Annotated in this window: 20 protein-coding genes, 1 pseudogene and 1 CRISPR repeat array (1 of these 22 running past the window's edge); of the genes and pseudogenes, 17 read left to right on the top strand and 4 right to left on the bottom strand. The window is 51.9% G+C overall.

The window, feature by feature from the left end; all coding sequences use genetic code 11:
- Positions 1–34: 34 nt before the first annotated feature.
- From ACJHYR_RS03090 to ACJHYR_RS03070, 5 genes and pseudogenes are all read left to right on the top strand, one after another.
- Positions 35–820 (top strand): SDR family oxidoreductase, encoded by a 786-nt coding sequence (locus tag ACJHYR_RS03090; protein ID WP_000021337.1) that lies wholly within the window; start codon positions 35–37, stop codon positions 818–820.
- A gap of 69 nt (positions 821–889) precedes the next feature.
- Entirely contained in the window at positions 890–2,344 is a 1,455-nt protein-coding gene (locus tag ACJHYR_RS03085) for an FAD-binding oxidoreductase (protein ID WP_000059300.1), read from the top strand.
- Between the two features lie 21 nt (positions 2,345–2,365).
- Positions 2,366–3,775 carry an MFS transporter gene (locus ACJHYR_RS03080; protein WP_014639277.1) on the top strand — a complete coding sequence of 470 codons (1,410 nt, stop codon included), beginning with the start codon at positions 2,366–2,368 and terminating at the stop codon, positions 3,773–3,775.
- Complete coding sequence (locus ACJHYR_RS03075; protein ID WP_059327671.1) at positions 3,753–4,532, top strand: electron transfer flavoprotein subunit beta/FixA family protein; 780 nt, start codon at positions 3,753–3,755, stop codon at positions 4,530–4,532. The genes ACJHYR_RS03080 and ACJHYR_RS03075 overlap by 23 nt, the downstream gene beginning before the upstream one ends.
- Positions 4,529–5,351, top strand: a pseudogene (locus ACJHYR_RS03070) (electron transfer flavoprotein subunit alpha/FixB family protein). Before ACJHYR_RS03075 ends, ACJHYR_RS03070 begins: the two are co-directional and overlap by 4 nt.
- Before the next feature lie 146 nt (positions 5,352–5,497).
- Here ACJHYR_RS03070 and ACJHYR_RS03065 read toward each other — a convergent pair.
- The 4 genes from ACJHYR_RS03065 to queD form a co-directional block, all read right to left on the bottom strand.
- Positions 5,498–6,073: a glycerol-3-phosphate responsive antiterminator gene (locus ACJHYR_RS03065; RefSeq protein WP_001130266.1), complete on the bottom strand. Its 576-nt coding sequence runs from the start codon at positions 6,071–6,073 to the stop codon at positions 5,498–5,500.
- A gap of 16 nt (positions 6,074–6,089) precedes the next feature.
- Entirely contained in the window at positions 6,090–6,350 is a 261-nt protein-coding gene (locus ACJHYR_RS03060; RefSeq protein ID WP_000109508.1) for a ferredoxin family protein, read from the bottom strand.
- Positions 6,341–7,612: an FAD-dependent oxidoreductase gene (locus tag ACJHYR_RS03055; RefSeq protein ID WP_001305786.1), complete on the bottom strand. Its 1,272-nt coding sequence runs from the start codon at positions 7,610–7,612 to the stop codon at positions 6,341–6,343. Before ACJHYR_RS03055 ends, ACJHYR_RS03060 begins: the two co-directional genes overlap by 10 nt.
- A gap of 77 nt (positions 7,613–7,689) precedes the next feature.
- Positions 7,690–8,052 carry a 6-carboxytetrahydropterin synthase QueD gene (queD, locus tag ACJHYR_RS03050; protein ID WP_000108294.1) on the bottom strand — a complete coding sequence of 121 codons (363 nt, stop codon included), beginning with the start codon at positions 8,050–8,052 and terminating at the stop codon, positions 7,690–7,692.
- Between the two features lie 318 nt (positions 8,053–8,370).
- On the opposite strand from queD, the gene cysJ reads away from it, so the two are divergent.
- The 12 genes from cysJ to cas2e all read left to right on the top strand — a co-directional run bounded on the left by cysJ (position 8,371) and on the right by cas2e (position 22,215).
- A complete protein-coding gene (gene cysJ / locus ACJHYR_RS03045; protein ID WP_059327672.1) occupies positions 8,371–10,170 on the top strand; it encodes an NADPH-dependent assimilatory sulfite reductase flavoprotein subunit in 1,800 nt (599 codons plus the stop codon).
- Positions 10,170–11,882: an assimilatory sulfite reductase (NADPH) hemoprotein subunit gene (gene cysI / locus ACJHYR_RS03040; RefSeq protein WP_410233060.1), complete on the top strand. Its 1,713-nt coding sequence runs from the start codon at positions 10,170–10,172 to the stop codon at positions 11,880–11,882. Before cysJ ends, cysI begins: the two co-directional genes overlap by 1 nt.
- Before the next feature lie 73 nt (positions 11,883–11,955).
- The gene (gene cysH / locus ACJHYR_RS03035) at positions 11,956–12,690 is read left to right on the top strand and encodes a phosphoadenosine phosphosulfate reductase (protein WP_059327674.1); all 735 of its coding nucleotides are present in this window, start codon (positions 11,956–11,958) and stop codon (positions 12,688–12,690) included.
- 264 nt (positions 12,691–12,954) lie between these two features.
- The gene (locus tag ACJHYR_RS03030) at positions 12,955–13,107 is read left to right on the top strand and encodes a Hok/Gef family protein (protein WP_000956458.1); all 153 of its coding nucleotides are present in this window, start codon (positions 12,955–12,957) and stop codon (positions 13,105–13,107) included.
- Between the two features lie 194 nt (positions 13,108–13,301).
- Entirely contained in the window at positions 13,302–16,001 is a 2,700-nt protein-coding gene (locus ACJHYR_RS03025) for a CRISPR-associated helicase/endonuclease Cas3 (protein WP_059327675.1), read from the top strand.
- A 449-nt stretch (positions 16,002–16,450) separates the two neighbouring features.
- The gene (gene casA, locus ACJHYR_RS03020) at positions 16,451–18,013 is read left to right on the top strand and encodes a type I-E CRISPR-associated protein Cse1/CasA (protein WP_072837444.1); all 1,563 of its coding nucleotides are present in this window, start codon (positions 16,451–16,453) and stop codon (positions 18,011–18,013) included.
- Complete coding sequence (gene casB, locus ACJHYR_RS03015) at positions 18,010–18,546, top strand: type I-E CRISPR-associated protein Cse2/CasB (protein WP_059327676.1); 537 nt, start codon at positions 18,010–18,012, stop codon at positions 18,544–18,546. Before casA ends, casB begins: the two co-directional genes overlap by 4 nt.
- 14 nt (positions 18,547–18,560) lie before the next feature.
- Positions 18,561–19,616, top strand: coding sequence for a type I-E CRISPR-associated protein Cas7/Cse4/CasC (gene cas7e, locus ACJHYR_RS03010; protein WP_000206445.1), 1,056 nt, complete (start codon positions 18,561–18,563; stop codon positions 19,614–19,616).
- Between the two features lie 10 nt (positions 19,617–19,626).
- A complete protein-coding gene (gene cas5e, locus ACJHYR_RS03005) occupies positions 19,627–20,373 on the top strand; it encodes a type I-E CRISPR-associated protein Cas5/CasD (RefSeq protein ID WP_001521156.1) in 747 nt (248 codons plus the stop codon).
- Positions 20,355–21,005 (top strand): type I-E CRISPR-associated protein Cas6/Cse3/CasE, encoded by a 651-nt coding sequence (gene cas6e / locus ACJHYR_RS03000; protein WP_033870599.1) that lies wholly within the window; start codon positions 20,355–20,357, stop codon positions 21,003–21,005. The genes cas5e and cas6e overlap by 19 nt, the downstream gene beginning before the upstream one ends.
- Positions 21,002–21,925, top strand: a complete 924-nt coding sequence (gene cas1e, locus ACJHYR_RS02995; RefSeq protein ID WP_000144858.1) for a type I-E CRISPR-associated endonuclease Cas1e — start codon at positions 21,002–21,004, stop codon at positions 21,923–21,925. The genes cas6e and cas1e overlap by 4 nt, the downstream gene beginning before the upstream one ends.
- Positions 21,922–22,215, top strand: a complete 294-nt coding sequence (gene cas2e, locus ACJHYR_RS02990; RefSeq protein WP_000063172.1) for a type I-E CRISPR-associated endoribonuclease Cas2e — start codon at positions 21,922–21,924, stop codon at positions 22,213–22,215. The genes cas1e and cas2e overlap by 4 nt, the downstream gene beginning before the upstream one ends.
- A gap of 96 nt (positions 22,216–22,311) precedes the next feature.
- Positions 22,312–22,614: direct repeats of the CRISPR family, unit length 29 nt; unit sequence GTGTTCCCCGCGTCAGCGGGGATAAACCG (it continues 763 nt past the right edge of the window).

Here is a 22,614-nt window from a genome sequence, read left to right as displayed (position 1 = left end):
CTTTTTTTTTGCCTTACGGAAATTGGAGCTAACTATGTCAATCGAATCTCTCAATGCGTTCTCAATGGATTTTTTCTCCCTGAAAGGTAAAACCGCAATTGTTACCGGCGGGAATAGCGGTTTAGGCCAGGCATTTGCCATGGCGCTGGCCAAAGCTGGTGCAAATATCTTTATTCCAAGCTTCGTTAAAGATAACGGCGAAACAAAGGGAATGATTGAAAAACAGGGTGTTGAAGTTGATTTTATGCAGGTGGATATCACCGCAAAAGGCGCGCCGCAGAAGATAATCGCCGCCTGTTGCGAACGTTTCGGTACCGTCGATATTCTGGTTAACAATGCCGGTATTTGTAAGCTGAATAAGGTGCTGGACTTCGGTCGTGCCGACTGGGATCCAATGATTGATGTGAACCTGACCGCCGCATTCGAGTTAAGCTATGAAGCTGCAAAAATTATGATCCCGCAGAAAAGCGGTAAAATCATTAATATCTGTTCATTGTTCTCTTACTTAGGTGGACAATGGTCACCTGCTTATTCTGCCACTAAACATGCTCTTGCCGGATTCACCAAAGCCTATTGCGATGAATTAGGTCAATATAATATTCAGGTGAATGGTATTGCCCCGGGATATTACGCTACCGATATCACTCTGGCGACCCGTAGTAATCCAGAAACTAACCAGCGCGTTCTTGAACATATTCCGGCAAACCGTTGGGGCGATACTCAGGATTTAATGGGCGCAGCCGTATTCCTCGCAAGTCCGGCATCGAATTATGTCAACGGACATTTATTAGTGGTTGATGGCGGTTATTTAGTGCGCTAATCCATAACGGTGGTTTCTGTTTTCTCTTATTAATGATTATTCCATTTTTATTATCAGGAAGGAATTACTATGTCTTTATCTCGCGCAGCGATTGTCGACCAGCTAAAGGAAATTGTTGGTGCAGATCGCGTAATTACCGATGAAACAGTATTAAAGAAAAACAGTATTGACCGTTTTCGTAAATTTCCGGATATTCATGGTATTTATACTTTGCCGATTCCGGCAGCGGTCGTAAAACTCGGTTCCACAGAACAAGTCTCCCGTGTGCTGAATTTTATGAATGCGCACAAAATTAACGGTGTGCCACGTACCGGTGCTTCCGCCACCGAAGGTGGGCTGGAAACCGTTGTGGAAAACTCGGTGGTGCTCGACGGCTCCGCCATGAATCAAATCATTAATATTGATATTGAGAATATGCAGGCCACGGCGCAATGTGGCGTTCCGCTGGAGGTGCTGGAAAACGCGTTGCGTGAAAAAGGTTACACCACGGGGCATTCTCCGCAGTCAAAGCCGCTGGCGCAGATGGGCGGCCTGGTGGCGACCCGCAGTATCGGGCAGTTTTCCACACTCTACGGCGCAATCGAAGATATGGTCGTTGGTCTGGAAGCAGTATTGGCTGATGGCACCGTCACACGTATTAAAAACGTGCCACGCCGCGCAGCTGGCCCGGACATTCGTCACATCATCATCGGCAACGAAGGTGCATTGTGCTATATCACTGAAGTAACTGTGAAAATCTTTAAGTTCACCCCGGAAAACAACCTCTTCTACGGCTATATCCTGGAAGACATGAAAACCGGCTTCAACATCCTGCGTGAAATCATGGTGGAAGGGTATCGTCCGTCGATCGCTCGTTTGTATGACGCTGAAGATGGCACCCAACACTTCACCCATTTTGCCGACGGAAAATGCGTGCTGATCTTTATGGCTGAAGGTAACCCACGCATTGCGAAGGCGACGGGCGAAGGGATTGCGGAAATTGTTGCTCGCTACCCGCAGTGCCAGCGCGTAGACAGCAAACTGATCGAAACCTGGTTTAACAACCTGAACTGGGGGCCGGATAAAGTGGCTGCCGAACGTGTGCAGATCCTCAAAACTGGCAACATGGGCTTTACCACCGAAGTGTCCGGCTGCTGGAGCTGCATCCACGAAATCTACGAAAGCGTCATCAACCGTATTCGTACCGAGTTCCCACACGCCGACGACATCACCATGCTGGGCGGTCACTCCTCTCACAGCTACCAGAACGGCACCAACATGTACTTCGTGTACGACTACAACGTTGTAGACTGCAAACCGGAAGAGGAAATCGACAAGTACCACAATCCGCTCAACAAAATCATCTGCGAAGAAACCATTCGCCTCGGCGGTTCGATGGTGCACCACCACGGTATCGGTAAACATCGCGTTCACTGGAGCAAACTGGAACACGGCAGCGCATGGGCGTTGCTGGAAGGACTGAAAAAGCAGTTCGATCCTAACGGTATTATGAACACGGGTACTATCTATCCGATTGAAAAATAATGTGTCAGGCAGCGTCCCGTGGTGACGGGGCGTTGCCTTTTCGGCTTCTCAGGTGAGAAGCCGTTCTTATTACCGGACAATGAAGGGGTAAAGATGAACACTTCACCGGTGCGAATGGATGATTTACCGCTTAACAGTTTTCACTGCCGAATTGCTGCGCTCACTTTCGGCGCACACCTGACCGATGGTTATGTCCTCGGCGTCATTGGGTACGCCATTATTCAGCTTACGCCAGCCATGCAACTGACGCCGTTTATGGCAGGAATGATCGGCGGCTCGGCGCTACTGGGTTTGTTTCTTGGCAGTCTGGTTTTGGGGTGGATCTCCGACCATATCGGGCGACAAAAAATCTTCACCTTCAGCTTTGTGCTGATTACGCTCGCCTCGTTTTTACAATTTTTTGCCACCACGCCAGAGCACCTGATTGGCCTGCGCATTTTGATAGGCATTGGACTGGGAGGCGATTATTCAGTAGGCCACACCTTGCTGGCTGAATTTTCTCCGCGCCGCCATCGCGGTATTTTGCTGGGCGCATTCAGCGTGGTGTGGACGGTGGGCTATGTGCTGGCAAGTATTGCCGGACATCACTTTATTAGCGAAAGCCCGGAGGCCTGGCGCTGGCTGCTGGCATCGGCGGCGCTGCCCGCCTTGCTGATTACCCTGTTACGTTGGGGAACACCAGAATCGCCGCGCTGGCTACTGCGCCAGGGGCGTTTTGCAGAAGCTCACGCTATCGTACATCGCTATTTGGGTCCCCATGTTTTATTGGGCGATGAAGTGGCAACGGCGACCCATAAACATATCAAAACTTTGTTCTCTTCACGTTACTGGCGGCGCACGGTGTTTAACAGCGTCTTCTTTGTCTGCCTCGTGATCCCGTGGTTTGTGATTTATACCTGGCTGCCAACTATCGCCCAGACGATTGGACTGGAAGATGCGCTGACTGCCAGCCTGATGCTTAATGCGTTGTTAATTGTGGGCGCGCTGCTGGGATTAGTTCTGACGCACCTGCTGGCACATCGCAAATTTTTACTTGGCAGTTTTTTGCTGCTGGCGGCAACGCTGGTTGTGATGGCCTGTTTGCCTTCCGGCAGTTCATTAACGCTGCTGCTTTTTGTTCTCTTCAGTACCACCATTTCGGCAGTCAGTAATCTGGTGGGCATTTTGCCTGCGGAAAGTTTCCCCACCGACATTCGCTCTCTGGGCGTCGGTTTTGCCACCGCCATGAGCCGGTTGGGCGCGGCGGTAAGTACCGGCCTGCTGCCGTGGGTGCTGGCGCAGTGGGGAATGCAGGCCACCTTATTGCTTCTGGCGGCAGTGTTGTTGATTGGGTTTGTTGTGACCTGGCTATGGGCACCAGAAACCAAAGCACTCCCGCTGGTGGCGGCGGGAAATGTAGGAGGTGCGAATGAACATTCTGTTAGCGTTTAAAGCCGAACCGGATGCCGGAATGCTGGCGGAAAAAGAGTGGCAGGCGGCGGCTCAGGGTAACTGCGGGCCGGATGTTTCGCTTCTGCGAAGTTTACTCGGTGCTGATGAACAGGCTGCCGCCGCGCTGCTGTTGACGCAGAGAAAAAACGGTACGTCGATGTCTTTAACCGCGTTGAGCATGGGGGATGAACGGGCGTTGCAATGGCTGCGCTATCTCATGGCTCTTGGGGTTGAGGAAGCTGTATTACTGGAGACGGCGGCAGATCTGCGCTTTGCGCCGGAATTTGTCGCTCGCCATATTGCCGAATGGCAGCGTCAGAATCCGCTGGATCTGATAATTACCGGCTGCCAAAGCAGCGAAGGGCAGAATGGGCAAACGCCATTTTTGCTGGCGGAAATGCTGGGCTGGCCCTGCTTCACCCAGGTGGAGCGTTTCACTCTCGACGCGCCGTTTATCACCCTCGAACAGCGTACTGAACATGGGCTGCGCTGTTGCCGGGTTCGCTTGCCTGCGGTGATTGCCGTGCGTCAGTGCGGTGAAGTGGCCTTGCCAGTACCGGGAATGCGTCAGCGAATGGCGGCGGGGAAAGCAGCAATTATCCGTAAAACTGTTGCTGCCGAATCGCCAGCGATGCAGTGTCTGCAACTGGCAAGAGCAGAGCAACAACGCGGAGCGACGCTGATTGATGGGCAAACGGTAGCAGAAAAAGCGCAAAAGCTATGGCAGGACTATTTACGCCAAAGGATGCAGCCATGAATATCGCAATTGTGACAATAAATCAGGAGAATGCCGCAATAGCGAGCTGGCTGGCAGATTGAACCTCAGCCCGTAGTGGCGGAACAGGTGCTGGATGCGCTGGTGGAACAGTGGCAGCGAACGCCAGCGGACGTTGTTCTCTTTCCGCCGGGAACGTTTGGTGATGAACTGTCGACCCGGCTGGCCTGGCGTTTACATGGTGCAAGCATCTGCCAGGTGACTTCGTTAGATATTTCAACCGTAAGCGTGCGCAAATCCCACTGGGGAAATGCGCTAACGGCGACGCTGCAAACAGAAAAACGCCCGCTATGCCTTTCCCTTGCCCGCCAGGCGGGAGCAGTGAAAAACGCCACATTGCCCTCTGGTATGCAGCAACTGAACATTGTCCCCGGCGCGCTTCCCGACTGGCTGGTTAGCACAGAGGATCTGAAAAATGTTACCCGTGACCCATTAGCTGAGGCCAGACGGGTGCTGGTGGTGGGGCAGGGCGGAGAGGCAGATAACCAGGAAATCGCTATGCTGGCAGAAAAGCTGGGAGCCGAAGTGGGCTACAGTCGGGCGCGAGTGATGAACGGTGGCGTTGATGCTGAAAAAGTGATTGGTATTTCCGGACATCTGCTGGCACCTGAGGTGTGTATTGTTGTTGGCGCTTCCGGCGCAGCAGCGTTAATGGCGGGCGTACGCAATAGCAAGTTTGTGGTGGCGATTAATCATGACGCCAGCGCAGCGGTATTTTCACAGGCAGATGTTGGCGTGGTTGATGACTGGAAAGTGGTGCTGGAGGCACTGGTGACAAACATTCACGCAGAATGCCAATAACGTGCAGCCGGATGATCCTGCCTACGGTTCTGGGCTGGGGACTTGTAAGCCTGATAAGACGCGTCAAGCGTCGCATCAGGCGCTGAATGTCGGATGTGGCGTGCAGCCTACAAATCACACAAATTCAACTCGTTACGAGTATCCCGTCAAAGCAATTTTTTCGCTAACGTCCAGACCCCGGTATTCGTGGTGGAAAGCGCCACAACACCCGCGTTAATCGCATTACGCGCATCTTCTTCATCGCACACCAGCCCGCCGGCAATCAGCGGTTGGCGGATTTTCTCCGTCACCCAGCCTAGCACTTTAGGCATACAGCCTGGCAGGATCTCAATACAATCCGGATTCGATTGCGCAACTTGCTTATCAATGTTGTGAAACGAAATCGAATCAACAATAAACAGGCGATGAATACAGAAAAAACCTTCCGCTCTTGCCGCTTTTAGCATCGATGCTTTCGTGCTGATAATGCCGTCCGCCTCGGTCACCAGTTTCAGAAACTGAATCACCACTTCTTTGTTCGATGCGCCTTCCAGCAAATCAACATGAATAAAGGCATATTTTCCGGCGTTTTTAATCTTTTTAACGATATTACTGATGGTGCAGATATTGCCGTACAACACGGAAATAAACTGGCATTCAGAATCGATTGCCAGTTGCAGGCTGGCATTATCTTTAACGGCAGCAATCACCGGATTCTGGCGGAGCAGGTGTAAGAGGGGCATAAATTATCCTTATTATTTATCCAAAGCGGTAGGTGATGCCGAATCCGGAAGGCGGATAGTGCCACTGTTGTAGCGTTTTTTCATCGCACAGCAAACGGCAGGTGCCGCACTCCAGACAATTACGATAATCAACGTGCAAATCACCCTCCGGTGTGAGCGAAAAAAGACCAGCCGGACAAGCGTTAATCAACTGTTGTGCCGTCTGGCGCTCAACGGAGTCTGCCGGAACAATATGTGGCGCATCAGCAGCGCGCCAGAGATTACGGGCTACAGACATCGAATACTCCTGACAACATCGCCCGCCAGATGCCACAGGCCGTGACGACGTAAATGACGCCAGAATAACTGGCGCAGCGGTGGAACAGGTTTATCACCCTGATCCCATAAATCGCGGGAAATATCCTGCATTAACGCAGGCCACGCACGGTACCATCCAGGGCGTTGCAAAAGCGCCGGAACATGCTGATAACGTTGTAGAACATCCCATAGCAGGCTGCGCTCGACGTTGTGATGATAAAGCGGAAACAGATTTTGCGGCTCGCGGTGCTGGCAGGCGCTTATCAGCGTTTGTGCCGCCGCCTGCGCGCCAGTTAGCGCCATATCCATGCCGCGCACGGAAATTCCGGTATTGACGCAACTGCGCAACGCATCGCCCAGCAGCAGCCAGCCGTTACCGGCGTATTGCACCGGCATACTGTGCAAGCCACCTTCTGGCACCAGATGCGCACCATACTCCAGTGATTCCGTGTTTTTGATAAGCGGGCGCACTGCCGGATGCGTTTTAAAGCGAGCCAGCAGCTCGCTTGCCGGAACACGACTTTGCGTAAGGGAAGAGAGCGGGCAAACAATCCCTAACGAGAGCGTTTGTTGATTAGTATAAAGAAATGCGCCGCCGGGTAAGTCATCACAGATCCCGCCGCTGAACAGCAACGCTGCGCCTTCGTTATTCTCCAGATGAAAACGTTCTTCAATAGCGGATGTTTCCAGCGACAGCACTTCTTTGATCCCCAACGCCATCGCTTCGCCAGCAGGACGAGTCACTAACCCGTGACGTTCAGCCAGGACGCTGTTGGCACCTTCTGCCAGCACCACATAACGGGCGCGGAGAATATCGTCACCACAAATGACACCACACACCCTGCCGTTTTCTTCATACAGCGCATCCACCGTCGCACCGGGGATGCATTCGACACCTTCTTTTTCGGCTTCGGCAACCAGCCACGGATCGAACCGTGCACGTAATACACTCCAGGATTCACGGCCGGGCTGTAAGCTGGAAAACGTCGTTGCGCCATCCGGCGTTAGCAGAGAAAGGCTTTCGTGAGTGATGCGTCGTTCAAGAGGCGCGGTCAGATGAAATTGCGGGAGGAGTTCCGCGAGCGCATGGGTGTATAAACGCCCGCCGGAAAGATTTTTGCTGCCGGGGATTTCAGCGCGTTCCAGTAACAGAACGGACAAACCTGCCCGCGTGCAGCGTAACGCGCAAGCGGTGCCTGCTATACCCGCACCAATAATAATAATGTCGCAGTTGTCTTCCATGTCATGCCCCAGATATCCAGAACACAACACCCTAACATGGCGTTACTTAAGGGAAATTGACCGCCGACACACTCTTATCATTCGCCGCGATAGATACAGCCTGCAGTACAGGTTTCTTTTACCATCACCGCACTTAACAGCGGCACAACCGGTTTAACTTGATCCCAAATCCATTTTGCTAAAACTTCGCTGGTTGGGTTTTCCAGACCTGGAATATCATTGAGATAATGGTGATCGAGACGCTCGTAGGTTGGCTTAAACGCCGCTTTCAGTTCAGCGAAATCGATAATCCAGCCCGTATGCGGATCGACTTCCCCGGTGATTTCCAGTCGCACCATAAAGGAATGCCCGTGCAGGCGACCACATTTATGTCCTTCCGGGACGTGTGGTAAGCGGTGAGCGGCTTCGAAGGTGAAATCTTTAAATAACGTGGTGGACATCATAATTTCTCTACAGGACGATAAAACCGCCGTAGAGTACCGGAAAGGCTGTTTTTTCGCATTATCTAAAACGACTTTGTTGCGCAAAATCGCTAATTTATCTTAATGATTGGCTAAATTCATTTGTTTTTCATTGGGTTGGTTAATCTATTTTGTTGTTAAAGACTATTGCTAAAACAGGTTAGTCGATTTGGTTATTAGTTATCGCTATCCCGTCTTTAATCCACACCGTTCACCCCGTTAACCTTACCTTCTCTTCTGTTTTATGGGCGCTGACAGGGCGCAGAAACAGCTTTGCTTACTGGAACATAACGACGCATGACGACACAGGTCCCACCTTCCGCGTTGCTTCCGTTGAACCCGGAGCAACTGGCACGCCTTCAGGCGGCCACGACCGATTTAACTCCCACCCAGCTTGCCTGGGTTTCTGGCTATTTCTGGGGCGTGCTCAATCAGCAGCCTGCTGCGCTTGCAGCGACGCCAGCGCCAGCCGCAGAAATGCCGGGTATAACTATTATCTCTGCTTCGCAAACCGGCAATGCGCGCCGGGTTGCTGAAGCATTACGCGATGATTTATTAGCGGCAAAACTGAACGTTAAGCTGGTGAACGCGGGCGACTATAAATTCAAACAAATCGCCAGCGAAAAACTGCTCATCGTGGTGACGTCAACGCAAGGGGAAGGGGAACCGCCGGAAGAAGCCGTCGCGCTGCATAAGTTCCTGTTCTCCAAAAAAGCGCCAAAGCTGGAAAACACCGCGTTTGCCGTGTTTAGCCTCGGCGATAGCTCTTATGAATTTTTCTGCCAGTCCGGGAAAGATTTTGACAGCAAGCTGGCGGAACTGGGCGGTGAACGCCTGCTCGACCGTGTCGATGCCGACGTTGAATACCAGGCTGCTGCCATCGAGTGGCGCGCCCGCGTGGTTGATGCGCTTAAATCGCGTGCGCCTGTCGCGGCACCTTCGCAATCCGTCGCTACTGGCGCGGTAAATGAAATCCACACCAGCCCGTACAGCAAAGACGCGCCGCTGGTGGCGAGCCTCTCTGTTAACCAGAAAATTACCGGGCGTAACTCTGAAAAAGACGTTCGCCATATCGAAATTGACTTAGGTGACTCTGGCCTGCGTTATCAGCCGGGTGACGCGCTGGGCATCTGGTATCAGAACGATCCGGCACTGGTGAAAGAACTTGTCGAACTGCTGTGGCTGAAAGGCGATGAAACTGTCACCGTTGACGGCAAAACGCTGACCCTGAGCGAAGCGCTCCAGTGGCACTTTGAACTCACCGTCAACACCGCCAACATTGTTGAGAACTACGCCACGCTTACCCGCAGCGAAACGCTGCTGCCGCTGGTGGGCGATAAAGCGAAGTTACAGCATTACGCCGCGACGACGCCGATTGTTGACATGGTGCGTTTCTCTCCGGCGCAACTGGATGCCGAAGCGCTGATTAACCTGTTGCGACCGCTGACCCCGCGCCTGTATTCCATCGCCTCCTCGCAGGCGGAAGTCGAGAACGAAGTGCACGTTACCGTTGGTGTGGTGCGTTACGACGTGGAAGGCCGCGCCCGTGCCGGTGGTGCCTCCAGCTTCCTCGCGGATCGTGTGGAAGAAGAGGGTGAAGTCCGCGTCTTTATCGAACATAACGACAACTTCCGCCTGCCCGCTAACCCGGAAACCCCGGTGATCATGATTGGCCCAGGCACCGGCATCACGCCGTTCCGCGCCTTTATGCAGCAACGCGCCGCCGACGAAGCGCCGGGGAAAAACTGGCTGTTCTTTGGCAACCCGCACTTTACGGAAGATTTCCTCTACCAGGTGGAATGGCAGCGCTACGTCAAAGAGGGCGTGCTGACGCGTATCGATCTTGCCTGGTCGCGCGATCAAAAAGAAAAAATTTACGTACAAGACAAACTGCGCGAACAGGGCGCGGAGCTGTGGCGCTGGATCAATGACGGTGCCCACATTTATGTCTGCGGCGACGCTAATCGCATGGCGAAAGACGTTGAGCAGGCACTTCTGGAAGTGATTGCCGAATTTGGTGGCATGGACACCGAAGCGGCGGATGAATTTTTAAGTGAGCTGCGCGTAGAGCGCCGTTATCAGCGAGATGTCTACTAATGAGCGAAAAACATCCAGGGCCTTTAGTGGTCGAAGGAAAACTGACAGACGCCGAGCGCATGAAGCTTGAAAGCAACTACCTGCGCGGCACCATTGCGGAAGATTTAAACGACGGTCTGACCGGCGGCTTTAAGGGCGACAACTTCCTGCTGATCCGCTTCCACGGCATGTATCAGCAGGATGACCGCGACATCCGCGCCGAACGTGCTGAACAGAAGCTGGAGCCGCGCCACGTGATGCTGTTGCGCTGCCGTCTGCCGGGTGGCGTGATCACCACCAAACAGTGGCAGGCGATAGACAAATTTGCCGGTGAAAACACCATCTATGGCAGCATTCGCCTGACCAACCGCCAGACGTTTCAGTTCCACGGCATTCTGAAAAAGAACGTCAAACCGGTGCACCAGATGCTGCACTCGGTCGGTCTTGATGCGCTGGCGACTGCTAACGACATGAACCGTAACGTACTCTGCACCTCGAACCCTTACGAGTCGCAGCTACACGCGAAAGCGTATGAATGGGCGAAGAAAATCTCTGAACATCTGCTGCCGCGTACCCGCGCGTATGCGGAGATCTGGCTCGATCAGGAAAAAGTCGCCACCACCGATGAAGAACCGATCCTCGGTCAGACTTATTTGCCGCGTAAATTCAAAACCACGGTAGTGATCCCGCCGCAGAACGATATCGATCTGCATGCCAACGACATGAACTTCGTGGCAATCGCCGAAAACGGCAAGCTGGTGGGCTTTAACCTGTTGGTGGGCGGTGGGCTTTCTATCGAACACGGCAACAAGAAAACCTACGCCCGCATGGCGAGTGAGTTTGGCTATCTGCCGCTGGAGCATACGCTGGCGGTGGCGGAAGCCGTCGTGACAACTCAGCGTGACTGGGGTAACCGAACCGATCGTAAAAATGCCAAAACCAAATACACGCTGGAGCGCGTAGGGGTTGAGACGTTTAAAGCGGAAGTTGAACGTCGCGCGGGGATCAAATTTGAACCGATCCGCCCGTATGAGTTCACCGGACGCGGCGATCGTATTGGCTGGGTTAAGGGCATTGATGATAACTGGCATCTGACGCTGTTTATCGAAAATGGTCGTATCCTTGATTATCCTGGGCGTCCGCTGAAAACTGGCCTGCTGGAGATCGCGAAGATCCACAAAGGTGATTTCCGCATTACGGCGAACCAGAATCTGATCATCGCCGGTGTGCCGGAAAGCGAGAAAGCGAAGATCGAGAAGATCGCCAAAGAGAGCGGGTTAATGAATGCCGTCACGCCGCAGCGTGAAAACTCAATGGCCTGCGTGTCATTCCCGACTTGCCCGCTGGCGATGGCCGAAGCCGAGCGTTTCCTGCCGTCTTTTATCGACAACATCGATAATTTAATGGCGAAACATGGTGTCAGCGATGAGCATATCGTGATGCGTGTAACAGGCTGCCCGAACGGTTGTGGTCGCGCGATGCTGGCGGAAGTGGGTCTGGTGGGGAAAGCGCCGGGTCGCTACAACCTGCATCTTGGCGGCAACCGCATTGGGACACGTATCCCACGGATGTATAAAGAAAACATCACCGAGCCGGAAATCCTGGCGTCGCTTGATGAACTGATAGGGCGCTGGGCGAAAGAGCGCGAAGCGGGTGAAGGCTTCGGCGACTTTACGGTGCGTGCGGGCATCATTCGCCCGGTGCTCGATCCGGCGCGCGATTTGTGGGATTAACCAGCAGCCCGGTCTTGTAGGCCTGATAAGACGCGTGAGCGTCGCATCAGGCAAGGCAAACAGTGAGGAATCTATGTCCAAACTCGATCTAAACGCCCTGAACGAACTGCCGAAGGTAGATCGCATTCTGGCGCTGGCGGAAACTAACGCCGAACTGGAAAAACTGGACGCTGAAGGCCGCGTTGCCTGGGCGCTGGATAATCTGCCCGGTGAATATGTGCTTTCTTCCAGCTTTGGCATTCAGGCGGCGGTGAGCCTGCATCTGGTGAATCATATTCGCCCGAATATTCCAGTGATCCTCACCGATACGGGTTACTTGTTCCCGGAAACCTACCGCTTTATTGACGAGTTAACGGACAAACTCAAGCTCAACCTGAAAGTGTACCGCGCTACCGAAAGCGCCGCCTGGCAGGAAGCGCGCTACGGCAAACTGTGGGAGCAGGGCGTTGAAGGCATTGAAAAGTACAATGACATCAACAAAGTCGAACCGATGAACCGGGCGCTGAAAGAACTGAATGCGCAAACCTGGTTTGCTGGCCTGCGCCGTGAACAATCCGGCAGCCGCGCCAATTTACCGGTGCTGGCAATTCAGCGTGGCGTATTTAAAGTGCTGCCGATTATCGACTGGGATAACCGAACTATTTATCAGTACCTGCAAAAACATGGCCTGAAATATCACCCATTATGGGATGAAGGATATTTATCGGTCGGTGATACCCATACAACCCGTAAATGGGAACCCGGCATGGCGGAAGAAGAAACGCGTTTCTTTGGCTTAAAAAGAGAATGTGGGTTACACGAAGGGTAAATATTGCCGGATAAATTAAACGCCTCTGTCAGAAATGATGGGGGCGTTTTTATTTTGCGAGCAGCATTCCTGATTTTAAACGTGAACGCCGCTGGAAGAATTATCAGGTATAGAATGGCGTTGGGTGCTTGAGGCTGTCTGGCGTTAAGCATTCGCGAGGTTCCAGATGGACAAAAGCCCCAGGCGATATTTCTATCAACCTGAGGCCAGCGTTCGAACCTAAGCAATTCGAATGTTAGTCTCTTCTTTGCAGGGAGGCAAGACATGCTGACAAAATATGCCCTTGTGGCAATCATCGTACTGTGTTGTACAGTACTGGGATTCACGCTGATGGTAGGCGACTCGTTGTGTGAGTTGAGTATCAGAGAACGTGGTATGGAGTTTAAGGCAGTTCTCGCTTACGAATCGAAGAAGTAGCCACCACGCGGGGGTAAAACCCCGCGTATTGAATTGTGATGGTTTGGTCTCCTGCACCCTTTTTTAATTTATATTGTTTATGTGAATATTATGCCTATGTTTATTATTTATATATATTACTGATGAAAATTATTTGATTATTCATAATGTAAATATTTTATTGAACGATATATATCACAGATAATTTTTAATATATGCGTAAATATCCTTTAAGTTTACTGAAGGATAAAAATATTGTGACTTTTTTTGATTTCTGGGGAAAAACCCGACGCGGCGAGAAAGACGGGGGCGACGACTATCACCTTCTTTGCTGGCATTCGCTGGATGTAGCCGCGATGGGCTATTTAATGGTTAAAAGCAATTGCTTCGGACTGGCTGACTATTTTCGTCAATTAGAGATTTCTGACAAGGAACAGGCGGCTCAATTTTTCGCCTGGTTGTTGTGCTGGCACGATACTGGTAAATTTGCCCGCTCATTTCAGCAACTTTACCTGCACCCGAAACTCAGGGTTCCGGAAGGTGCTAGAAAAAATTACGAAAAAATCTCTCATTCAACGCTGGGCTACTGGTTGTGGCATCATTATTTAAGTGAATGTCAGGAGTTACTTCCTTCCTCTTCACTCTCTCCCCGCAAACTTACACGTGTAATAGCGATGTGGATGCCCATAACTACCGGGCATCATGGTCGCCCGCCTGACCGTATTGATGAACTGGATAATTTTCTGCCTGAAGACAAAGCTGCCGCGCGAGATTTTCTTCTTGAAATCAAACCACTGTTTCCGCTCATAGAGATCCCCGCATTCTGGGATGATGATGAGGGCATTGAACTTATAAAACACCTTTCCTGGTATATCTCTGCAACCGTCGTGCTCGCAGACTGGACGGGTTCGTCAACGCGATTTTTTCCACGCGTCGCACACCCAATGGATATTAAAGGTTACTGGCAGAAAACTTTAGTTCAGGCTCAAAACGCCTTAACCGTCTTTCCTCTAAAAGCAAAAGTCGCGCCTTTCACCGGAATTAATACGCTGTTTCCTTTTATTGAGCACCCGACACCGTTACAGCAAAAGGTGCTGGATCTGGATATCAGCCAGCCAGGGCCACAGTTATTTATTCTGGAAGATGTGACTGGCGCAGGTAAAACGGAAGCGGCGCTTATCCTGGCGCACAGGTTGATGGCTGCGGGTAAAGCGCAGGGTTTGTTTTTTGGCCTGCCAACAATGGCAACGGCCAATGCCATGTACGATCGACTGGTCAAAACCTGGCTTGCTTTCTATTCGCCAGAGTCCCGCCCCAGCCTGGTGCTGGCACACAGTGCCCGAACATTAATGGACCGCTTTAATGAATCACTCTGGTCCGGTGATTTAGTCGGGTCAGAAGAACCGGATGAACAAACGTTCAGTCAGGGATGTGCGGCCTGGTTTGCCGACAGTAACAAGAAGGCGCTACTGGCTGAAATTGGCGTCGGCACGCTGGATCAGGCGATGATGGCGGTGATGCCGTTCAAACATAATAATGTGCGGCTTCTGGGACTGAGTAACAAAATCCTGCTGGCTGATGAGATCCATGCCTGTGACGCTTACATGTCATGCATTCTTGAAGGGCTGATCGAGCGGCAGGCGCGTGGCGGAAACAGCGTCATTTTGCTTTCTGCCACGTTATCTCAACAGCAGTGCGACAAACTCGTTGCTGCCTTTGCGCGTGGTACAGAGGGCCAGCAAGAAGCTCCGTTCCTGGAAAAGGATGATTACCCCTGGCTGACGCACGTTACGAAATCCGATGTGCATTCACACCGGGTAGCGACGCGCAAAGACGTTGAGCGTAGCGTGAGCGTGGGTTGGCTTCATAGCGAACAAGAATGTATTGCGCGTATCGAATCGGCAGTAAGTCAGGGGAAATGCATCGCCTGGATCCGGAATTCTGTCGATGACGCTATTAAGGTTTATCGTCAGTTGCTTGCCCGCGGCGTCATTCCTGCTTCCAGCCTTTCTCTTTTTCATAGCCGCTTTGCTTTTAGCGATCGCCAGCGAATTGAAACGGAAACGCTGGCACGCTTCGGTAAAAGTTGTAGTTTACAGAGATCATCACAAGTCATTGTTTGTACACAAGTAATTGAACAAAGTGTGGATATTGACCTGGACGAAATGATCTCCGACCTGGCCCCTGTTGATTTGCTGATCCAGCGAGCGGGGCGATTACAGCGGCATATCCGCGATATTAATGGTCAGTTAAAGCGTGACGGAAAAGACGAGCGTTCTCCTCCTGAATTGCTGATTCTGGCCCCCGTCTGGGACGACTCTCCGGGTGATGAATGGTTTGGCAGAGCCATGCGTAACAGTGCATATGTCTACCCCGATCATGGGCGAATCTGGCTGACGCAGCGTGTGCTGCGTCAGCAAGGCGCTATTCAGATGCCACACTCAGCCCGGCTTCTGATTGAATCAGTCTACGGTGAGGACGTGGTAATGGCGGAAGGGTTTGCCCGCAGCGAGCAGGAGCAAGTGGGCAAATATTACTGCGATCGCGCAATGGCTAAAAAGTTTGTCCTGAACTTCAAGCCTGGCTATGCCGCCAATATCAACGATTACCTTCCGGAAAAGCTGTCGACACGTCTGGCTGAGGAATCTGTTTCCCTGTGGCTGGCTACCTGTATTGACGGTGTGGTGAAGCCTTATGCCACCGGTGCTCACGCATGGGAAATGAGCGTTGTCAGAGTGCGTCGAAGCTGGTGGAAAAAACATCGCGATGAGTTTTCTTTACTGGAAGGGGAAGCGTTCAGGCAGTGGTGCATTGAACAGCGGCAAGATCCGGAGATGACAAACGTGATTTTAGTCACCGATGACGAAAGTTGTGGGTATTCGGCTACGGAAGGATTGATTGGCAAGGTTGATTGAGATGCCCTGGCGTCGGATGACGCCAGGGCTTATCCCCGTTGACACGGGGAACGGGAACCAATTTTAGTATCTCACTAACTTGGTTAATCCCTGGAATCAGGGAATGGTTTTATTTTATCAATGCGATTGTGATTATGATAGATGGGTAATTTCTATGAGTTATTGAGAAACTAAAATTATAACAATGTCCGGAACCGGAGTTGAGTCACACCGTTACAAGGCGTATTTTCGTGACCGGTGAAAAGCTGCGGTGAAGAGGACTACGATGTTGTCGATTTTTTTGCTTCAACTTGTGCTAAGTCTGCTTTCAAAACGACAAACTAAGTTCGATTTTCGTATCACATTCAACGTCTTTTCTTTTATCCGACTCAGATTAAGTCTCCAACTAAATCTGAAAATATGGTGATGGACAACCGACCAGGGATGGTCTTTTTTACGAGAGGATGCGTATGAACTCGTTTTCACTTCTGACAACCCCGTGGCTGCCCGTTCGTTATAAAGACGGAACGACAGGCAAACTGGCGCCAGTCGATCTGGCGGATGAAAATGTTGTCGATATCGCTGCGCCGCGGGCAGATCTCCAGGGGGCGGCCTGGCAGTTTTTGCTGGGGCTACTACAAACCAGCTTCGCGCCAAAAGATCATCGTCGTTGGGATGATATCTGGGAAGACGGACTGGAAGCTGAAAAGCTACGGGAAGCATTGCTATCTTTAGAACATGCTTTCCAGTTTGGCCCAGATTCCCCTTCATTTATGCAGGATTTCGAGGCGCTCACGGGAGATAAAGTTCAGGTCGCTTCGCTACTGCCTGAGATTCCCGGCGCTCAAACAACGAAGTTTAATAAAGACCACTTTATTAAACGTGGCGTGACTGAACACGTATGCCCACATTGTTCTGCGTTAGCTCTGTTCTCCCTACAGTTAAATGCACCGTCAGGCGGCAAAGGCTATCGCACCGGTTTACGCGGCGGTGGGCCGATGACCACTCTGATTGAATTACAGGAATATCAGGGCAATCAACAAACGCCATTGTGGCGCAAACTGTGGCTCAACGTGATGCCGCAGGATGAAGCCGACTTACCGCTACCCAAAAAATTTGACGATCTGGTTTTCCCCTGGCTTGGCCCGACGCGTACCAGCGAACTGACCGGTGCGGTGGTAACCGATGATCAGGTTAATAAACTCCAGGCGTACTGGGGAATGCCACGGCGTATTCGTATTGATTTTAATACCACGACAGTCGGCAACTGCGATATTTGCGGTGAGCAGAGCGACGCGCTGCTAAGCCTGATGACGACCAAAAATTATGGTGCGAATTATGCCATGTGGCAGCATCCCTTAACGCCTTACCGTGTACCCCTTAAAGAGGGCGGCGAGTTTTACTCCGTTAAACCACAACCGGGCGGTTTAATCTGGCGCGACTGGTTAGGCCTTATCGAAACGGGTAAATCAGAAAACAATACGGAACTTCCCGCGCTGGTGGTGAAACTCTTTAATGCCAGCAGTCTCAAGCAGGCAAAAGTGGGCCTGTGGGGATTTGGCTATGATTTCGACAACATGAAAGCGCGCTGTTGGTACGAACACCATTTCCCTCTGTTGCTCAATAAAAAAGAAGGTCAGATACCGAAGCTGCGGCTGGCTGCGCAAACGGCTTCACGGATTCTGAGTCTGTTACGGAGTGCATTGAAAGAAGCATGGTTCTCCGATCCAAAAGGTGCAAGGGGTGATTTCAGTTTTGTGGATATCGACTTCTGGAACAAAACTCAGCATCGCTTCCTGAGGTTAGTGCGCCAAATTGAAGAAGGTCAGGATGCGGATGAATTACTCGGCAAATGGCAAAAGGAAATTTGGTTATTCGCGCGTCAGGATTTTGACGAGCGTGTATTCACTAATCCTTATGAGCCCGTTGATTTGAAACGCGTCATGACCGCGCGCAAGAAATATTTTACAACATCGGCGGAGAAGCAAAGTGCTAAAGCCGCCAGGGAGAAAAAGCAGGAGGCTGCTGAATGAGTATTGTAAAAGAGGAGCACAAAGCCACGCTGCGTAAATGGCACGAAGAGTTGCAGGAAAAACGCGGCAATCGTGCCAGTCTGCGGCGTAGCACAACGGTTAATGATGTTTGTCTGTCAGAAGGGGTTCGTTCTCTGCTGATGCAGACCCACACTTTGTGGAAAATTGAAGCACAAGAGTGGCGTTTTACCGCACTGGCGCTGGTCGCCGCAGTTAGCGCCAATGTTAAAGCTATTGATGAACGGCAGCCTTTTGCCGCGCAGCTGGCGGCGGTAATGTCGGAGGGGCGTTTTACTCGCCTGTCGGCAGTAAAAACGCCTGATGATTTACTGCGTCAGTTACGTCGCGCGGTCAAATTATTAAATGGTTCCGTCAATCTTATCTCTTTGGCAGAAGATATTTTCCGCTGGTGCCAGGAGAGCGACGACCTGCTCAATCATCACCGCCGCCAGCAGCGGCCAACAGAATTTATCCGTATCCGCTGGGCGCTGGAATATTACCAGGCTGGCGACGCCGATAACGAACAAAATTAATAAAGGACTATCTCATGACGACATTTATTCAGCTTCATTTGTTAACCGCTTACCCTGCTGCCAACCTTAACCGTGATGACACCGGTGCGCCAAAAACTGTGGTACTGGGTGGAGCAACGCGTCTGCGCGTTTCCTCACAAAGTCTGAAACGTGCGTGGCGCACTTCTGCACTTTTTGAACAGGCACTGGCGGGCCATATTGGTATTCGCAGTGGGCGTATTGCGCGTGAGGCGGCAACTATCCTGATTGAGAAAGGCATCGAAGAGAAAAAAGCCATCGAATGGGCGGCAAAAATTGCGGATTATCTTGGGAAAGCTAAAAACGACAAAAAACCAAAAGATCCGCTCACTAACGCCGAAACTGAACAGCTAGTCCATATCAGCCCGGCAGAATTTGACGCCGTAAAAGCGCTGGCCCATCAACTGGCCGAAGAAAAGCGCGCGCCAAAAGAGGAAGATCTCGCTTTGTTACGTAAAGATCGCATGGCGGTAGATATCGCTATGTTTGGTCGTATGCTGGCGAATAAACCCGAATTTAATGTTGAAGCCGCCTGCCAGGTCGCGCATGCATTTGGTGTCAGTGAAACGATTGTCGAAGATGATTTTTTCACCGCCGTTGATGATTTGCGCCAGGCTTCTGAAGATGCCGGTGCCGGGCATCTTGGTGAAACCGGATTCGGTTCTGCGCTGTTCTACACCTATATCTGCATCGATAAAGATCTGCTGGTCGAAAACCTCGGCGGTGACGAAGCGTTAGCTAATCAGACCTTGCGCGCCTTTACGGAAGCCGCACTTAAAGTCTCCCCAACCGGCAAACAGAACAGCTTTGCCAGCCGTGCCTACGCCTCCTGGGCGCTGGCAGAAAAAGGCACTGAACAACCACGCTCTCTGGCGGCGGCTTTCTATGAACCCATTAATGGCACCCGGCAGTTAGATGTGGCGGTGCAGCGTATTACAACGCTTCGCGAAAATATGAATACGGTCTATGAACAGAAGACCGAATGCGCAAGCTTTGACGTGATGAACAAACAGGGAAGCATGAAGGACGTGCTGGACTTTATCTGCGCGTAAGGGGCGGCTAATGAGCCAATATTTGATTTTTCAGCTTCATGGGCCAATGGCATCCTGGGGCGTCGATGCCCCCGGCGAAGTGCGTCATACCCATGAACTGCCTTCGCGCTCAGCATTGCTGGGGCTGCTGGCTGCCGGGGTAGGGATTCGGCGTGATGATACCGAACGATTAAACGCGTTTAACCGCCACTATTCACTGGTGGTTTGCGCCAGCCGTAACCCGCGCTGGGCACGGGATTATCACACGGTCCAGATGCCAAAAGAGGTGCGTAAAGCGCGTTATTTCAGCCGTCGCGAAGAGTTGAGCGCCCCTGATCTTCTGAGCGCGATTATCTCCCGGCGCGACTACTACACCGATGCCTGGTGGATGGTGGCGGTGGCAACAACCCCCGATGCGCCTTACAGGCTTGAACAGTTGCAGGACGGTTTACGTCATCCGGTTTTTCCACTTTATCTGGGGCGAAAAAGTCATCCGCTGGCGTTACCACTTGCGCCGTTACTGCTCGAAGGCAACGCGTCTGATGTCTTACGTAACGCATACCAACAGTATCAGGATAGTTTCCGCGAACTGAAAGTCTCACTCCCGAAACTTCAGGATGAATGCTGGTGGGAAGGGGAACACGACGGCCTGGTCGCGAGCAAAATATTACGTCGCCGGGATGTTCCTTTAAATCGTCAGCAGTGGCTGTTTGGGGAACGCACCATCAATCAGGGGCCGTGGCTCAGCAAGGAGGAACCATGTACCTCTCAAGAATAACCTTACATACCGGCCAGCTTTTGCCTGCGCAGTTGCTGCATTTGGTGGATCGCGGTGAATATGTAATGCATCAGTGGCTGTGGGATCTTTTTCCTGGCGGCAAAGAAAGGCAATTTCTTTATCGTCGGGAAGAACTCCAGGGGGCGTTTCGCTTTTTTGTCCTGTCGCAGGAACGCCCGGCGGAAAGTGATATTTTCACCATCGAATGCCGACCATTTGCGCCAGAGTTGCGTACCGGACAATCCCTTTGTTTCAACCTGCGGGCGAATCCAACAATTTGTAAAGCGGGCAAACGCCACGATTTGCTGATGGAGGCGAAACGGCAGGTGAGGGGGCAGGTGGAAGGAAGTGATGTCTGGTTGCATCAACAACAGGCGGCGCTGGACTGGCTGGCAGCGCAGGGGGAAAGAAGCGGTTTTACACTACTGGATACCTCGGTCGATGCCTACCGACAACAGCAACTGCGGCGGGAAAACTCCCGGCAACTGATCCAGTTCAGTAGCGTGGATTATACGGGGATGCTTACGGTCACCGATCCTGGGTTATTTCTGCAACGTCTGAGCCAGGGGTATGGCAAAAGCCGCGCGTTCGGCTGTGGTCTGATGCTGATCAAACCCGGAGCAGAGGCGTGACGTTTGTACCACTGAGTCCGATCCCGTTAAAAGATCGCACCTCTATGATCTTCCTCCAGTACGGTCAAATCGACGTACTGGACGGCGCTTTCGTGCTGATCGACAAAACCGGGATCCGCACGCACATTCCGGTGGGATCGGTCGCCTGCATTATGCTCGAACCGGGAACGAGAGTTTCCCACGCGGCGGTGCATCTGGCCGCCACGGTGGGGACGCTACTGGTCTGGGTCGGTGAAGCGGGTGTTCGCGTCTACTCTTCCGGACAACCCGGTGGGGCGCGTGCTGATAAGTTACTCTACCAGGCAAAGCTGGCTTTAACGGAAGATCTACGTCTGAAGGTGGTGCGCAAAATGTATGAATTACGTTTTCGTGAGCCACCGCCAGCTCGCCGTTCAGTGGAGCAGCTACGTGGAATTGAGGGATCCCGCGTTCGCCAGACGTATGCATTACTGGCGAAACAATATGGTGTGAAATGGAATGGTCGCAAATACGATCCTAAAGACTGGGAAAAAGGCGATGTTGTGAATCGCTGCATCAGTGCTGCCACATCATGTCTGTACGGTATTTCTGAAGCGGCAGTATTAGCCGCGGGATATGCGCCCGCTATTGGATTTATCCATAGTGGCAAACCGCTTTCATTTGTTTATGACATAGCCGATATCATTAAATTTGATTCGGTTGTGCCAAAGGCATTTGAAATAGCAGCGAGGCAACCCGCAGAACCAGATAAAGAAGTCAGGTTGGCCTGTCGTGATATTTTCCGTAGCAGTAAGTTAACGGGCAAATTAATTCCGTTAATCGAGGAAGTGCTTGCCGCAGGTGAAATTGAACCACCACAACCCGCGCCGGATATGTTACCGCCTGCCATCCCTGAACCTGAAACGCTGGGCGATAGCGGTCACCGGGGACGCGGCGGATGAGTATGGTCGTCGTTGTTACAGAAAATGTCCCTCCGCGCTTACGTGGACGGCTCGCGATCTGGCTCCTGGAAGTGCGTGCCGGTGTTTATGTCGGAGATACGTCCAAACGTATTCGGGAGATGATCTGGCAGCAAATCTCTCAACTGGCAGGTTGCGGAAATGTGGTAATGGCCTGGGCGACCAATACCGAGTCGGGTTTTGAATTTCAGACTTGGGGTGAAAATAGACGTATTCCGGTGGATTTGGATGGGGTGCGTTTGGTTTCTTTTCTTCCTGTTGATAATCAATAAGTTATCTGTTCTTTAAAAATAAGGAAATGTTTTAATTTAGTTGGTAGATTGTTGATGCGGAATAAATTTTTTTAAAAACAGTTATGTATGCTTAGTGTGTTCCCCGCGTCAGCGGGGATAAACCGCTGCGGTGCCGGGTGCCTCCCGGTGTCCTTTGGTGTTCCCCGCGTCAGCGGGGATAAACCGCGCGACGCTCGATAACTGCCTCGATAGCTGCCGTGTTCCCCGCGTCAGCGGGGATAAACCGCCAGCGCCTCGACTGGTCGCCAGTAACGAGAAGTGTTCCCCGCGTCAGCGGGGATAAACCGATCCAAAGATAGTCGCCCCGATTGCCAAATTGGTGTTCCCCGCGTCAGCGGGGATAAACCGACGGTATTGTTCAGATCCTGGCTTGCCAAC

It is taken from the genome of Escherichia sp. WS1450 (assembly GCF_046487395.1).
GTDB classification, from domain to species: Bacteria; Pseudomonadota; Gammaproteobacteria; order Enterobacterales; family Enterobacteriaceae; genus Escherichia; species Escherichia coli.
Note: the sequence above shows the minus strand (reverse complement) of the source record. Positions and strands in the feature narration are given on the sequence as shown.

Coding starts and splice junctions, on each gene's coding strand:
- ACJHYR_RS03090 (WP_000021337.1), top strand. CDS start 35: ATGTCAATCGAATCTCTCAATGCGTTCTCAATGGATTTTTTCTCCCTG.
- ACJHYR_RS03085 (WP_000059300.1), top strand. CDS start 890: ATGTCTTTATCTCGCGCAGCGATTGTCGACCAGCTAAAGGAAATTGTT.
- ACJHYR_RS03075 (WP_059327671.1), top strand. CDS start 3,753: ATGAACATTCTGTTAGCGTTTAAAGCCGAACCGGATGCCGGAATGCTG.
- ACJHYR_RS03065 (WP_001130266.1), bottom strand. CDS start 6,073: ATGCCCCTCTTACACCTGCTCCGCCAGAATCCGGTGATTGCTGCCGTT.
- ACJHYR_RS03060 (WP_000109508.1), bottom strand. CDS start 6,350: ATGTCTGTAGCCCGTAATCTCTGGCGCGCTGCTGATGCGCCACATATT.
- ACJHYR_RS03055 (WP_001305786.1), bottom strand. CDS start 7,612: ATGGAAGACAACTGCGACATTATTATTATTGGTGCGGGTATAGCAGGC.
- queD (WP_000108294.1), bottom strand. CDS start 8,052: ATGTCCACCACGTTATTTAAAGATTTCACCTTCGAAGCCGCTCACCGC.
- cysJ (WP_059327672.1), top strand. CDS start 8,371: ATGACGACACAGGTCCCACCTTCCGCGTTGCTTCCGTTGAACCCGGAG.
- cysI (WP_410233060.1), top strand. CDS start 10,170: ATGAGCGAAAAACATCCAGGGCCTTTAGTGGTCGAAGGAAAACTGACA.
- cysH (WP_059327674.1), top strand. CDS start 11,956: ATGTCCAAACTCGATCTAAACGCCCTGAACGAACTGCCGAAGGTAGAT.
- ACJHYR_RS03030 (WP_000956458.1), top strand. CDS start 12,955: ATGCTGACAAAATATGCCCTTGTGGCAATCATCGTACTGTGTTGTACA.
- ACJHYR_RS03025 (WP_059327675.1), top strand. CDS start 13,302: ATGCGTAAATATCCTTTAAGTTTACTGAAGGATAAAAATATTGTGACT.
- casA (WP_072837444.1), top strand. CDS start 16,451: ATGAACTCGTTTTCACTTCTGACAACCCCGTGGCTGCCCGTTCGTTAT.
- casB (WP_059327676.1), top strand. CDS start 18,010: ATGAGTATTGTAAAAGAGGAGCACAAAGCCACGCTGCGTAAATGGCAC.
- cas7e (WP_000206445.1), top strand. CDS start 18,561: ATGACGACATTTATTCAGCTTCATTTGTTAACCGCTTACCCTGCTGCC.
- cas5e (WP_001521156.1), top strand. CDS start 19,627: ATGAGCCAATATTTGATTTTTCAGCTTCATGGGCCAATGGCATCCTGG.
- cas6e (WP_033870599.1), top strand. CDS start 20,355: ATGTACCTCTCAAGAATAACCTTACATACCGGCCAGCTTTTGCCTGCG.
- cas2e (WP_000063172.1), top strand. CDS start 21,922: ATGAGTATGGTCGTCGTTGTTACAGAAAATGTCCCTCCGCGCTTACGT.